Below are 13,198 nucleotides of genomic sequence, written 5' to 3'. Positions count from 1 at the left end.
TCCTTATAATGCTCCCGTTCCCGGCCCCCGAGGGGCCGGGCGGGAGACTTCCTTATGGACGCCAGGGAGATCAGCCGTCTGGCCGAACGCCATGTGATGGTGCGCGACCAACTGGAGAAACGCGGCATCCATAATCCCTGGGTGCTCCAGGCCATGCTGGACGTACCCCGCCATTTCTTCCTCTCCGAAACCCAACAGACCAAGGCCTACGACGACGGGCCCCTTCCCATCGGCGGCGGCCAGACCATCAGTCAACCTTACATCGTCGCCTCCATGATCGAGCTCATCGAACCCGATCCCTCCCACCGGGTGCTGGAGGTGGGGGTGGGGAGCGGCTATTCCATCGCGGTGCTTCGGCGCATCGTGAAAGAGGTCTATGGCGTGGAGAAGGATCCGCGCCTTTTGGAACAGGCGCAGGCCCGGTTGAAGCAGCTCAACCTGGGGGAGGTCCAGATGCGGGCGGGGGACGGCAGTTTGGGATGGCCGGAAGCCGCGCCCTTCGATTCCATCCTGGTGGCGGCCGCCGCGCCCAAGGTCCCCGCTTCGCTCGTCGCCCAATTGAAGCCGGGCGGGAACCTGGTCGTTCCCGTGGGCGGCCGGGAGGAACAGGACCTCATCCGGGTCCACAAGAACGCCGCCGGCCACATCCAGGAGAAGGTCCTTTATAAGGTGCGTTTTGTGCCGCTCGTCGGGGCGGAAGGTTGGAGCGAATAGATCCCCCAAGAAGAACATTTTCGCCGCGCACCAAGGGCTCGAAGAAAAAAATGGACCCGAATGACCTATAGTTGCCGGATCGTCAGCGGGAAGAAACCCTGAGCGGGACCTTCCCGAAGGCCGTGGCGGGGACCACCTGCCATTTGTCCGTGCCGGGCCTCTTCCAGATGAGCGTCAAGGCCAGTTGATCCCCCGAATCCTTCTCGAGCTCCAGCCGCAAGGAATGGGAGCCCTTCCCCAAACGGGTCCCTTGCCCCCCTTGGACCGCTTTCCCATCCAGCCATAATCGGACCTGGTCGGTCGCCAGGGCCTGGAACTGGTAATCCCCCGCCTGGTCGATCCTCAATTCCCCCGTCCAGCGGACCCGAAAGGGCGGGCCCTGGGTGAAGGGGAAATCGAACTTGGAAGTGAAATTGAGGAGCGGGTCCCTTTGAATGGCCGTGGGCTTGCCTTTCCAATCCGCCCCGTTGAAGTAGACCCCCTGGAGACCCCTCGTCCAGGGGACCGGCCCCTTCGGGCCGGCCGGTTGGATATAACCGATATAAAGCAGGGCATGCCCGGCGCTGTCCCGGTAAGGGGCGGCCGAGAGGCCCGGATGGACCATCTCGAGCAGGTCGACGACGCCCTTCTTCCCGCCCTCGAGGAAGAGCAGGGAAGGTCTTTCGGTCGGGGCCTTTCCCGAGATCCAATCCGCCAGATGGAAAGGATGGACCGCATCCTTCATGGGGTAGGTCAGGAAGGCGACGGTATGGTTCCCGTAAAAAGAAGAGGGGATGAAGTAACGGTCCCTGCCGGGCGCGTTCCGTTCCGCTTTCAGGATGCTTTGGCCGATGAAGTTCTGCGCGGGCCCGAAGGCGTCCAGGCAGGCCGGATCCCGGGCCTGCCGCACGAAATAGGTGTGAACGTTCTGGGCGGTCATGAGGGCCATCAGGTTCGCCAGGAGCAGGGCGGGCACACTGGGTTTCTTGAACAGGGCCCCCGCGGCCTCGAAGGTCCGATCGAGCATGACGCCCGCGAAGAAGGCCACGAAGGGCGTGAGGGAGACCAGCCGGTTGGCGTGGGCGGGGTCGGTGGTGAGGAGGTTCGTCAGCAGCATCGCCCCGGCGCCGGCGAGCGGATAGAAAAAGCCCGGTTCCCGGCGCCTCCGCCAGGCCAGTCCCAGCCCCAGGATGAAAAGGACCCCCGTGACATCATCCAGCATCCGGCGGTCCGGGATGTTGTGGCGGGGGTTCGGGTCCCCGGCGCGGTTGAACATGAGGGCCGTACCGGCCCAAACGTCCCCAAGGGGTTTCAAGCTCCGCTCTTCCACCAGGGCCGTGCCCAGGAAAAGGGCCTTTTCCCGGAAACCCAACTGCTTCTTTTGGGCCATGACCGCCAAAAGGGGCGCGCAAAGGATGAGCACCAACAGGAAATAGCGCAGGAAGGGTTGGGGGTCCCGCTTTTTTTGGTGGAGCCATTCGTCCGCCGCGTAAGCCAGCATGAGGAAGGGGACGATCTTGAAGGCCTGGTAGGTGTAGAACCCGGCCCCGACGAAAAGGGCGGAAAGGTAAAAGGCCCAACGCTTGTCCCGGCGCAGGCCATAGGTCCAGAAGGCCAGGGCGCCGAAGAGATAGAAAGGGACCTGGATGCTGGGGTAACCGTTGCGGGTCATGGTCCAATTCCACCGCATCACCGCCAGCACGAAGAGGGAGAGCAGGGCGGTGCGGGGCCCGGCCCATTGCCGGACCGTCCAGTAAATGAAGGGAAAGGAAGTCAGGGAAAGCAGGATGAAGAAAAGATGGAAGGAGAAAAGGGAGGATCCCGCCAGCCCGAACCACCCGGCCAGTTGGTAGAAAAGAAGGACCTCGGGCACCTCGTAATCGAAGACCTCCCCGAAGGGCCGCCATCCTTCGTGCAGGATGCGAAGGGCGCAGACCCCGGTCAGGCCCTGGTCCGTATGCATCCCCGCCGGGACGGAATCGATGCGGAAGACCCGGAAGAAAAAGGCCAGCCCCAGGACCAGCAGGAAGCCCAGGACCTCCCAGCGCAGGGGGATCGCCGGGGCGGCTTTCGGCTCGGAGGACGCGTGGGAAAGGGTCGCCAGGGCCGCCGCGTAACCCAAGAGGCCCACGCAGAGTCCCAGGAAGGAAGGCCCAAGGGCCAAGGCGGCCTGGCCCAGGGCGGCCAGGAAAAGCGCGATGAAAAAAGGGATGGCGTTGGCTGGGGAGTTGGCCAAATTTTCTCCGTTCCGTTTTCCGGATGAACCCGTTCGTTCTCCTTGTATTATGAGGCATCCGTCACCCCAGCCCCAATCGCGAAGAGGCGCTCTTTTGAAGAAAATCCTGCCGTTCCTGGGCGTCCTACTGGCCCTGGCCCTCCTGGACGCTTTCTCCCGGGTCCCCCTCGATCCGCCTCCCGGCCATTTGATGCCCCGTTATGAAAAAGATTCCCTGTCCGAGACCCGCATCGCCTCTCCCCGCATGGCCGTCCTGGGCGATTACCGGGGCTTCGACCTGGCCGCCGCCTCGGTCCTCTTCGGGATCGCCGGCTGGGTGGTGCTGCTCCTGGACCCGAAGGGGCACCGGGGCGTGGCCGGACTCCTGCTGACGCTGGGCACCGGTGTTGCGTTGGGACTGGGCCTGGTGGAGTTGGCCCAAGGCAGCAATTTCCTGGACCATGAGGCCCTCGCCCGGTGGGTGGATCCGCTGGAGGCCCGGTGGAAGGGTGTCTTTTGGCTTTCCTGGGCGGCGGGTCTTTCCTTATTAGGGGCCTTGCTGGCGGCCTTCCGGACCGAAGGCCCGGCGGAGCATTCCCGTGACTAGCCTTCATTTCCTCCTTCCGATCCTGATGGCGGTCCTCGGCTTCTTCGGGATGGCCATGGCCGCATCCCCCAAGACCCGGGTCGGGGCTTGGGCCCTTTTCCAACTCGGGTGGCTGCTGGCCATCCTGCTCCTGGAACCCCAGGGCGGGGCCGTGACCTTCACGGTCGCGTGGGTCTTTGGTTTCGTCTCCTTAACGGTCCTCGGGGTCCTCTGGGCCCTTTCCCGCCGGATCCCCGCACCCGAGGCCGTTTCCAAAGGCCCGGCCCGTAAGGGCGCGAAATGAGGGACCACCTTCCCATCCTCATCCCCCTGGGGCTTTGGGCCGGGGCTTGGGCCGTGGCGGCCTTGGGCCCCCTGTCCTACCGGCTTTCCCGACTGGCGGGCTACCTGGGTTGGGCCCTTTCGCTGGTCTTCGCGTGTCTCGCGCTTCCGGTGGTCCTGGCGCAGGGCCCTTGGCATTATTCGCTCGGCGGCTGGCCGCCCCCCTGGGGCATCGAAGTGGTCCTGGGGCCCTTGACCCTTTTCCTGAGCTTCTTCGTGTTGGGCGCGGGATTGCTGGGATACGCCTCCTTGGGTCCCTTTGGTCTTCTGGCGGGGCTCTTGAAGAGCCGGGAAACCCTGGCGGGTTCCCTCCTTTTATGGATGGCGGGGAGCCTGGCCGGGATCCTGGTCGTCCGGGACGGCTTCACCCTTTATCTCCTGGTCCAGGCCGCGGTGTCGGCGGGCGCGGGCCTCTTGGTGGGCATCACCCGCAAGGGAACGGGCGAGGGATTCCGGTTCCTGCTCTGGGGAAGCCTGGCCGCGACCCTTTTCCTCTCCGGCTTCCTCGTGCTCCATGCCTCCGCCGGGACCTTCCACCTGAGTGACCTGCGCGCTCAGCTCTTCATGGACAAGTCCTTCGACCTGGCCCAGGCGGCGGGCATCCTTTTCACCGGGTCCCTGGCGGCGGTCTTCCTCTTTCCCTTGCCCTTCCTTCAGACCCCGGCCTTCACGCAAGGGCCGCTCTTCCTCTGGGGATTCCTCTCCGCCCTGCTCCCCCGGATCGCGCTCTTCCTCTTGTTCCTCGTTCTCTTCTTCGTGTTGAACCTTCCGGGCATGGTCCCGCCCGCTTGGTTCACGGGAGCGGCGGGTCTTTTGGCGCTGTTACCCTTGGGGGCCTTTGTCCTGGCGGCGCGGCAGAAGGACCTGCTCTCGGCCGTGGCCTACCTGAGCCTGGCCCAATTGGGTTTTCCCCTGCTGGGGTTCGTATGCGGGAACAAGAGTTCCATGACCGGGTCCCTGCTGGAATTGGTGAGCCAGGTGATCGGCGTGTTCGGGCTTTTCCTGGCCGTGGAGATGGCGGCCATCAAGAAGGCGGGTTCCCATCCCCTGGCCCAATTGTCGGGCCTGGGGCGCCAGGATCCGGGGGCGGCCCTGATCTGGGTGGTGCTGGTCTTCTCGGTGGCGGGCGTGCCGCCCACCGGCGGCTGTTTCGGCAAATATTACCTGCTGCAGGGATTGATCGAGAAGAAGGATTGGGCCCTGCTGGCGCCCCTGGCGCTGGTCTTGCTCTTCAACCTGGTCATGGTCTTCCGGTTCCTCTGGCTGCTTTTCGAGCACCGGACCAAGGTGACGATGCCGGCGGCCCTGTCGGCCGGTTCCCGGGCGAGGCTCTATTTCCTGGCCTTCTTGCTGTTGGTCCTGGGGGGCTTCCACACCCAGATCGTCCGGCGCTTCATCGAGCCCGCCCTGCCCAAGGCCTACCAGAACATCCCCTTGCCGGACGTCCCTTTCCTCGGCAAACAGGTGGAGTGAGGCGGGTCATTGAGACGGGTAGGTCCCCGGAGTAACCTTATTCCCGGAAAAGGACGGAACCACCGAAGGTCCAAGGAGAGAGCCATGGTCAAGATTGAGGCGGTCATCAAGCCCCACAAGCTGGACGCGGTGAAGGAAGCCCTGGTGAAGGTCGGCGTCACGGGCATGACGGTGTCCGAGGTGCGCGGCTTCGGCAAGCAGAAGGGCCATGAGGAACTGGGCGGCGACACCGTCACCATCGAATTCCTCCCGAAGCTCAAGCTGGAGATGGTCTGTGCGGACGACCAGAAGGACAGGATCATGGAGGCCCTGGCCCGGGCCGCCAAGACGGGCAAGATCGGCGACGGGAAGGTCTTCGTGTCGCCGGTCACCGACGCGCTGCGCATCCGCACCAATGAAAAAGGCGATGAAGCTGTGAAGTAAGGGCTTCCCCATGGAAACCCTGGGACCCCTGCTCACCTCGCCCAAGCCGCCACCGGCCTCCGAGATCCAACGGCTCCTGAAGCCTTACGGCTTCCGGAAGCCCGCCCGTGCCTGGAAGGAACTTTCGGCCTTCGCCCAGGGCCTTTTCGACCGGGCCGCCTGGCTGGAACTCCTGCCGCTCCTGCTCTTCGAGTTCGCCCAATCGCCCGATCCGGACCAATCCCTCAACCATTTCGGCACCTTCGCCAATGTCGCCTTCCACCGCTCCCAGCTCTTCCAATACCTCACCCGCAACCCCGTGGCCCGCAAGGCCTTGGCCCAGGTCTTTGGGTTGAGTCCCGCCTTGACCACCGTGCTTTGCCGGGAACCGGCGCTCCTTTACTGGCTCTTCGAGGAGGACGGGGTCTTCGCCCCCTTCCGGCCCGAGAGGTTCCGGGCGGAGTTGGACGTGGAAGTGGAACAGGCCCTCGATGAGGAGGGAAAGCTCAACGCGCTGCGCCGGGTGAAGGCCCGGCAGATGCTGCGCCTGGGCGTCCGGGACCTGCTGGGGTTGACCGACGTGAAGGACCTGACCTTCGAGATGGCGGGGTTGGCCGACGCCCTGGTGGAAAAGGCCTTGGAGGTGGGGAAGGCGCATTTCGCGCCCCTGCCGCCCGGCTCCTTCTGCGTGCTGGGCCTGGGCAAGCTGGGCGGCCGGGAACTCAACTACAGTTCGGACATCGACCCGCTCTTCGTTTACGACACGCCCCTCGCGGGCGAGGAGGCGGAAAAGGCCCGCCGCGCCTTCAACGACCTGGCCGACTGGCTCATCCAGGTCCTGTCCGAACCCACGCCCTTGGGGAATGTCTTCCGGGTCGATATGCGCCTGCGGCCCGAGGGGTTGGGCGACATGGCCCGCTCCCTTCCCTCCTACCTGGAGCATTACGAGGTGCGCAGCCAGCCCTGGGAACTGCAGGCCCTGCTCAAGGCCAGGCCCTGCGCGGGCGACCTGGGACTGGGCGACCGCTTCCTCAAGGAAGTGGAGCCCTTCATCTTCCGGAAGAACTACGACTCGGTCTATCTGGCCGAGATCCGGGAGATCATGGACCTGATCAAGCAGAAGATGGAATCCAAGGGCCGCCTCCACACCCAGGTGAAGCTGGGCATGGGCGGCATCCGCGAGATCGAGTTCATCATCCAGTTCCTCCAGCTGGTGCATGGGGGGGCCCGGCCCGAGGTGCGCAACGCCAACAGCCTGGAGGCCCTGGCGATCCTGGGGGACAAGGGCATCCTGCTCAAGGCCGACGCCCAGTTCCTCTCCGACAGCTACCGGTTCCTGCGCAACATCGAGCACCACCTGCAGATGGTCCACGGACTCCAGACCCACACCCTTCCCAAGAAGAAGGAGGACCTGGAGAGGATCGCCCGGTCCCTGGGGTTCCACGCCGGGGCCGAAGGCTCCCCGGTCCGCCAGTTCAAGGCCCATTACGCCGCCACCACCAAGGGGGTGCGGGCGCTCTATGAGGAAGTCTTCCAGATCAAGCGGCGCAAGGACCCCTTCGCCCTGATCGCCGAGGAGGCCATGACGGGCGACCTGGACCGGCTGGAAGGGCCCCTCGCCAAGGCCGGGCTCTTCCTGGAACCCCGCCAGGCGGGGGTGAACCTGAGGAACATCTTCCACCACCTGCGCAAGACCGCCGGCTCCCGGGGGGAAAGGCTCTGGAGCTCTTTCGCCACCGAACTGCTGGGCGGTTTGCGGAAGGTCTCCCATCCGGACCGGGCCCTGAACCAGATGGAACGGTTCCTCCAGGCCACCTCGCTGCCCGACCTCTATGTGCGTTACCTGCTGGAAAAACCGGCCTTGCGGAAACTGTTGTTGGAGCTTTTCTCCCAAAGCCTCTTCCTCTCCGAGATCCTGGTGCTCCAGCCGGGCAACTTCGACATCGTGATCAAGGCCCTGTCCGAAGGGACGCCCCAGTCCATCCAGGACACCCTGGACCCCCTGGAGGACCTGCTGGCCGAGACCTCCGATTGGGAGGAAAAGCTCAACCGGCTCCGGGACCTGCGCAACAGCGAGGTCCTGCGGGTGGGCCTGCAGGACATCCTGGGAAAGCGGGACCTCTTCGAGAGTTTCGCCGAGCTTTCCCGCCTGGCACAGGCCGTGAGCCGCGCCGCCCTGGGGATCGCCACGGAAAAAATGGACATTCCCATCCTCTCGGGACGTCCTTCGATCCCCAAAGGCTTCTGCCTCTTCGCCATGGGCAAGTTGGGCGGGCGGGAGATGAACTACGGTTCGGACCTGGACCTGCTCTTCATCTATGGGGATGAGGAAGGGAAGGGGATCGGGTTCGAGACCTATCTCAAGCTCTCCGAGACCTTCACCCGGGCACTGGCCGCGCCCACCAGCCACGGCATGGCCTATAAGATCGACGCGCGCCTGCGCCCCATGGGGCGGGAAGCCATGATGGTGCACTCGGTGGAGGCCTACCGGAGCTATTTCGCCGCCTACGGCCAGGCCGCCGAGCGTCTCGCCTATACCCGGGCGGTCTTCATGGCGGGGGACCGCCAGGTGGGGTTCCGGGCCAAGGAGGTCATCGAGGATTACGTCTATGGCCGGGGGCTGACGAAGGAGGACCTGGGTTCGATCTTCGACATCCGTTCCCAGATGGAGGAGAAGGCAAAAAAGGCCGAGGGGATCGAGCTGAAGGTCTCGCCGGGTGGCATCGTGGACGTGGAGTTCCTGGTCCAGACCCTGCAGGTGGCCTGGGGCAAGGACCGGCCGCTCATCCGGATGCCCCACCTGCCCAGCGCCCTGGGGTACCTGGCGGAGGAGAATTTATTGCCCCGGGGTATAGCGATCGAGCTGATGGACGCCTATCGTTTCTACCGGCTCATCGAGGCCCGGCACCGGATGGTGCGGGAGACCGCCGATGATGAACTGCCGACGGACCCGGTCCGCCTGAAACGCCTGGCCTGGCGTTTGGGGGGGGCCCAGGGCCCGGGCGCCGAGGAATTGATGGAACGCATCGAGAGGACCCAGGTGCGGGTCCGGGAGTTGTTCAAGCGATTGCCGGAATGGGTGAAATTCGAGGAAAAGACGATCTGACCCCGGAGAGCACAGAGGACACAGAGAAAAGCCAAATCTAATCAGCCACAGATGCATGGGATGGACAGAGACCTAAAACAATTAAGACGTGCTTTTGCCTTTCTCTGCGATCCCTGTGACCTCTGTGGTTCGAAATTTTGGAGGTCTTATGCTTTTTGAACCATTGAAACTACGCGACGTGAGCTTCCGCAACCGCATCGCGGTGTCGCCCATGTGCGAATATTCCTACGAGGACGGTTTCTCGAACGATTGGCAGTTGGTGCACCTGGGAAGCCGGGCGGTGGGGGGCGCGGGGCTCGTCATGGCCGAGGCCACGGCGGTGGAGGCGCGGGGACGCATCAGCCCCGGGGACCTGGGGATCTACCAAGATGAACACATCGAACCTTTGGCCCGGGTCGCGAAGTTCATCGCGGAACACGGGGCGGTGCCCGGCATCCAACTGGCCCACGCGGGCCGCAAGGCCTCGACGGGCGTGCCTTGGGTGACCGAAAAACCCATCGGCCTGGACCAGGGCGGATGGGAACCGGTGGGGCCCAGTGCCATTCCCTTCGCCGATGGGTACCAGACGCCTAAAGCCCTCTCAAAAGAAGAGGTGGTCCGAACAGTAGGTCTCTTTAAAGCGGCGGCGGAACGGGCCTTGAAGGCCGGGTTCCAGGTCATCGAGCTGCACGCGGCCCACGGCTATCTCGTGAACGAGTTCCTCTCGCCTTTCTCGAACCGGCGCGAGGATGAATATGGGGGATCCTTCGAGAACCGCTCCCGGTTCCTGCGGGAGATCGTGAAGGAAGTTCGAAAGGTTTGGCCCGAGAAGTTCCCGCTTTTCGTGAGGCTTTCCGCCACCGAATGGAAGGACGGCGGCTGGACCCTCGAGGATTCGGTGGAACTGGCCAAGGTCCTGAAGAAAGAGGGCGTGGACCTGATCGACTGCTCCAGCGGCGGCAACGTGCCGGGGGTGAAGATCCAGGTCGTGCCCGGCTACCAGGTGCCGTTGGCGGAGAAGGTGAAAAAAGAAGCGGGCATCGCGACGGGCGCGGTGGGCCTGATCACGGGAGCCCAACAGGCCGAGGATATCCTGAGGGAAGGGAAGGCGGACCTGGTCTTCCTGGCCCGCCAGATGCTGCGCGACCCCTACTGGCCGCTCCACGCCGCCAAGGAACTGGGCGTGGACGTGAAGTGGCCGGTGCAGTACGCCAGGGCCAAGTGAAGGATCAAGGGACCCGATATCAAGTCAACTTCATCCCGGACCCTTGCCCCTTGAGGGAGCGGGGGAAAAGTCACTGGATCGAGGCCGAAAGCTTGTCCCGCTTGGTGTAAAGGTCCCAAAAGAGGGTGGCGACGTCCTTGGGGTCCACGGTGCCGTTGCCATTGTCCCAGGGCGTTCCCTTCACCAAGCCGCCGATCATGACCTCGCCCACGTAGATGCCCTCGGGACGGAGCTTTTCAGCAAGCAAACGGGTCGTCTTCATCTTGGCGGTGTTGGCCAGGCCCAAGCCCATGGCGTTGTATTGCACCACGGAGGCGTCCACTTTCGGATCCATCAAGCCAAAACCCCCGTTAGTGACCAGGATCGCGCCTTGGGCGGCCTTCAGATCGGCCAGGGTCTCCCGGACGGCGGCCAGGAAACTCACCACGGAAACATCGAAAAGCTTGTGCAAGGTCGCCGGGTCGGCGGTCAAAAGGTCCCCGGCGCCTTCGGCGAAGGAGTTCCAATGGAACGCCCCGACGGGCCCGAACTTGGCGCGTGCCCGGACGAACAGTTCCCTGGTCGCTTCGGGGCTCGCCATGTCGGTCGGGAATCCGGCGGCTTGGATCCCCTTGGCCTGGAGGGCTTTTTCGGCGGCCTTCAGTCGGTCCGGGTTGCGGGCGGCGATGGCGATAGGGAATCCCTTTGAACCGAAATGCTCCGCCACGGCGTTGGAGACGCCGGGGCCGTATCCGCAGACAACGAGGGTCTTGGCCATGTCCGATCCTTAAAGCGTTTTGTGGGTGCCGTCGCAATAGGGTTTGTTCTTCGAATGCTTGCATTGGCAGAGGAAGGCGGTCTTGGATTCCTCGGCCTTGAAAACCAGCGGCGTGAAGGGCGGATGGGCCTTGTGGGATCCGTCGCAGAAGGGCTGGCTTTTTGAGTGGCCACAGGCGCACCATGCGTAGGTCTTCCCGGCTTCCAGCTCCACCTTGGCCGGGAATTTCGCGGCGATATTCGGTTCGGACATAAAACCTCCTTGGGTCGGTCAACGTCCTGATCATTAAAGCGGAAAGTCCCCAAAAGGAACATGAGGCGCCGCTTTTTTTAGTATCGCAAAAGTAACTTCCGGGCCGACGGGGAAGGGGCCAAAATGGCCCTCTGCGCCGTCCCCTATCCCAAGAATCCGAAAGGATCCCCATGAAAGCCATCGCGGTCTTTCCCGGCCAGAAAAAGGTCCAGTTGATCGACGCCCCCGAGCCCTCCCTCCAGGGGCCGCATGACGTCAAATTGAAGATGCTGGACATCGGCGTTTGCGGGACCGACAAGGAGATCTGCGCCTTCGAATACGGCAATCCGCCCCAGGGTTCCGACTATCTCATCCTGGGCCATGAGTCCCTGGGCCAGGTGATCGAGGTGGGGTCCGGGGTGAAGACCCTCCGACCGGGCGACCTGGTGGTGAACGTGGTTCGGAGGCCCTGCGGCGATCCCCACTGCGTGCCTTGCCGCGTGGGACGGCAGGATTTCTGCGTGACCGGCGGTTTCAAGGAGCGCGGCATCAACGGCCTGCACGGTTTCATGACCGAGAAGGTGGTGGATGACGAAAAATTCATGAACCTCGTTCCCGCCGAATTGCGGGAGGTGGCGGTGTTGGCCGAGCCCCTGACCATCGCGGAAAAATCCCTCTTCCAGGTCTGGGACATCCAGGCGCGTCTTCCCTGGGCCTGCCGCCACGACCAGCATCCGCACCGCAAGGGCGAGAAGATCCCCGCCGCCGAGATCGGTTACCCCCACAACGCGGTGGTGTTGGGGGCGGGGCCCGTGGGGCTCTTGGGCGCCATGCTCCTTTGTTCCTACGGCTTCAAGACCTTCGTTTACTCAAGGGAACCGGCCGGTTCCCCCAAGGCCCAATTGACCCAGGAGATCGGGGCCACCTATCTGTCGGGTTCCACCGTCAACCTGGAACAGTTGGCCCAGATCGTGGGCAACGTGGACCTGGTCTATGAGGCCACCGGTGCCTCGGGGTTCGCCTTCCAGATGATGAAGTACCTGGGCACCAACGGGGTCTTCATCCTCACCGGGGTGCCGGGCCGCAAGGGCCCCATCGAGGTGGACACGGACCTGATCATGCGGGACCTGGTGCTGAAGAACCAGGTGGTCTTCGGGTCGGTCAACGCGGGCAAGAACGCCTATGAGAAGGCCATCGAGGACCTGGGGGTCTTCCAGAAACGCTGGCCCAACGCCCTGAAGTTCCTCATCACGGGCCGCTACGCCCCCGAGAAGTTCCAGGACCTGCTCCTGGGAGCCCCGGGCGGCATCAAGAATATCGTTAGTTTCGAGTAGAATTTTTCGGAATTGGTGAAGAGGTTAAAGGTGGACACAAAATCGTTAGGCATGGTCGTGGACATATGTTAACGGCGATGCCACCAGGAAATAATTAAAGATTTTTATTTTCTTCTAATTTTTCGATTCTCTTTTCAGCTTCTAGTAAATCTGCTTTTAGTTGGTCTCTTTCATTTTTTATTTCGACCAATTCTCTTTGGTTGGATAGATAATTCTGAACCAGATTATTGGCGGGAATCCTCTCTTCCATTCCGATTCCGTTATCTGTCCCTGGAATTTCCACCTCCTTTTTTCTCACCAAATTATAAGCGCCTTGAATTACCACTCTTTCATTAATCGCCTGAATCTTCTCATATTCCATTCTTACGTATTGCGATTTAGGTATTGGTTCAACTTTATTTATCCAGGCATTGACCCATTTCTTAAAGAGTATGTAACCGTCATGCAATATTGGTCCCAAGATCAAAATGCCTAAAGTTGATAACGCCGGATAAACAACAACAGAACCCCACCGGAGGGATATATTTCCCCAGTAGTCATTAACTAGATATTCTTGAGTAACATTGGTAATTGTTTCTTGCGGACTTTTAAAACCACAAATTAAAAGATATACAATCTTCCAGTTCCAAATAAACCAAGATCCAAGAAAAGCCCCAAAGATTGGATGATTAATCCGACTTAATAGACCTTCGCCGTTTTTAGCCGCATCTTCTACTGGATTGCCCATAGGTCATATCCCATCCACAAGTTTAGATACCGAAACTTTCAAAGCCTTCGCTAATTTAGTCAGTGTTCTCAAAGACGGATAAGTAGCCGCTTGTTCTACAGATCCAACCACCTTGCGGTCCGTAATGC

General features: G+C 62.2%; 12 protein-coding genes. 8 read left to right on the top strand and 4 right to left on the bottom strand.

The genetic code is table 11. From position 1 onward, the window contains the following. Positions 1–54 precede the first annotated feature (54 nt). The gene (locus tag VHE12_03935) at positions 55–714 is read left to right on the top strand and encodes a protein-L-isoaspartate(D-aspartate) O-methyltransferase (GenBank protein ID HVZ79934.1); all 660 of its coding nucleotides are present in this window, start codon (positions 55–57) and stop codon (positions 712–714) included. An 82-nt stretch (positions 715–796) separates the two neighbouring features. On the opposite strand, the gene VHE12_03930 is transcribed toward VHE12_03935, so the two are convergent. Further along, complete coding sequence (locus VHE12_03930) at positions 797–2,929, bottom strand: glycosyltransferase family 39 protein (GenBank protein ID HVZ79933.1); 2,133 nt, start codon at positions 2,927–2,929, stop codon at positions 797–799. A gap of 94 nt (positions 2,930–3,023) precedes the next feature. Between VHE12_03930 and VHE12_03925 the strand changes: the two genes are divergently transcribed. The 6 genes from VHE12_03925 (at position 3,024) to namA (ending at position 10,021) form a co-directional block, all read left to right on the top strand. Beyond that, complete coding sequence (locus VHE12_03925) at positions 3,024–3,515, top strand: hypothetical protein (GenBank protein ID HVZ79932.1); 492 nt, start codon at positions 3,024–3,026, stop codon at positions 3,513–3,515. After that, positions 3,508–3,798 (top strand): hypothetical protein, encoded by a 291-nt coding sequence (locus VHE12_03920; protein HVZ79931.1) that lies wholly within the window; start codon positions 3,508–3,510, stop codon positions 3,796–3,798. Before VHE12_03925 ends, VHE12_03920 begins: the two co-directional genes overlap by 8 nt. Next, a complete protein-coding gene (locus VHE12_03915) occupies positions 3,795–5,309 on the top strand; it encodes a proton-conducting transporter membrane subunit (GenBank protein HVZ79930.1) in 1,515 nt (504 codons plus the stop codon). The genes VHE12_03920 and VHE12_03915 overlap by 4 nt, the downstream gene beginning before the upstream one ends. An 84-nt stretch (positions 5,310–5,393) precedes the next feature. Beyond that, on the top strand, positions 5,394–5,732 hold the full coding sequence (locus VHE12_03910) for a P-II family nitrogen regulator (protein HVZ79929.1): 339 nt from the start codon (positions 5,394–5,396) through the stop codon (positions 5,730–5,732). Between the two features lie 10 nt (positions 5,733–5,742). After that, on the top strand, positions 5,743–8,817 hold the full coding sequence (locus tag VHE12_03905) for a DUF294 nucleotidyltransferase-like domain-containing protein (GenBank protein ID HVZ79928.1): 3,075 nt from the start codon (positions 5,743–5,745) through the stop codon (positions 8,815–8,817). Positions 8,818–8,965: 148 nt separating this feature from the next. After that, complete coding sequence (gene namA / locus VHE12_03900; GenBank protein ID HVZ79927.1) at positions 8,966–10,021, top strand: NADPH dehydrogenase NamA; 1,056 nt, start codon at positions 8,966–8,968, stop codon at positions 10,019–10,021. Positions 10,022–10,091: 70 nt separating this feature from the next. Here the strand turns inward: namA and VHE12_03895 are convergent, their stop codons facing one another. Together VHE12_03895 and VHE12_03890 are read right to left on the bottom strand one after the other, a co-directional pair. Further along, a complete protein-coding gene (locus VHE12_03895) occupies positions 10,092–10,778 on the bottom strand; it encodes an SDR family NAD(P)-dependent oxidoreductase (GenBank protein HVZ79926.1) in 687 nt (228 codons plus the stop codon). A gap of 9 nt (positions 10,779–10,787) precedes the next feature. Beyond that, positions 10,788–11,030: a CDGSH iron-sulfur domain-containing protein gene (locus VHE12_03890; protein HVZ79925.1), complete on the bottom strand. Its 243-nt coding sequence runs from the start codon at positions 11,028–11,030 to the stop codon at positions 10,788–10,790. Positions 11,031–11,200: 170 nt separating this feature from the next. On the opposite strand from VHE12_03890, the gene VHE12_03885 reads away from it, so the two are divergent. Further along, positions 11,201–12,343, top strand: coding sequence for a glucose 1-dehydrogenase (locus VHE12_03885; protein ID HVZ79924.1), 1,143 nt, complete (start codon positions 11,201–11,203; stop codon positions 12,341–12,343). A 94-nt stretch (positions 12,344–12,437) separates the two neighbouring features. Here the strand turns inward: VHE12_03885 and VHE12_03880 are convergent, their stop codons facing one another. Then, positions 12,438–13,070, bottom strand: a complete 633-nt coding sequence (locus VHE12_03880) for a hypothetical protein (protein ID HVZ79923.1) — start codon at positions 13,068–13,070, stop codon at positions 12,438–12,440. Positions 13,071–13,198: the final 128 nt, after the last annotated feature.

Source organism: bacterium (assembly GCA_035549195.1).
Taxonomy (GTDB): Bacteria; Oederibacteriota; Muellerivitia; order Muellerivitales; family Muellerivitaceae; genus DASZRK01.
Note: the sequence above shows the minus strand (reverse complement) of the source record. Positions and strands in the feature narration are given on the sequence as shown.

Excerpts from the sequence above, each read along its gene's own strand:
- VHE12_03880 (HVZ79923.1), bottom strand. The coding sequence starts at position 13,070 with ATGGGCAATCCAGTAGAAGATGCGGCTAAAAACGGCGAAGGTCTATTA.
- VHE12_03890 (HVZ79925.1), bottom strand. The coding sequence starts at position 11,030 with ATGTCCGAACCGAATATCGCCGCGAAATTCCCGGCCAAGGTGGAGCTG.
- VHE12_03905 (HVZ79928.1), top strand. The coding sequence starts at position 5,743 with ATGGAAACCCTGGGACCCCTGCTCACCTCGCCCAAGCCGCCACCGGCC.
- VHE12_03910 (HVZ79929.1), top strand. The coding sequence starts at position 5,394 with ATGGTCAAGATTGAGGCGGTCATCAAGCCCCACAAGCTGGACGCGGTG.
- VHE12_03935 (HVZ79934.1), top strand. The coding sequence starts at position 55 with ATGGACGCCAGGGAGATCAGCCGTCTGGCCGAACGCCATGTGATGGTG.
- VHE12_03885 (HVZ79924.1), top strand. The coding sequence starts at position 11,201 with ATGAAAGCCATCGCGGTCTTTCCCGGCCAGAAAAAGGTCCAGTTGATC.
- namA (HVZ79927.1), top strand. The coding sequence starts at position 8,966 with ATGCTTTTTGAACCATTGAAACTACGCGACGTGAGCTTCCGCAACCGC.
- VHE12_03915 (HVZ79930.1), top strand. The coding sequence starts at position 3,795 with ATGAGGGACCACCTTCCCATCCTCATCCCCCTGGGGCTTTGGGCCGGG.
- VHE12_03895 (HVZ79926.1), bottom strand. The coding sequence starts at position 10,778 with ATGGCCAAGACCCTCGTTGTCTGCGGATACGGCCCCGGCGTCTCCAAC.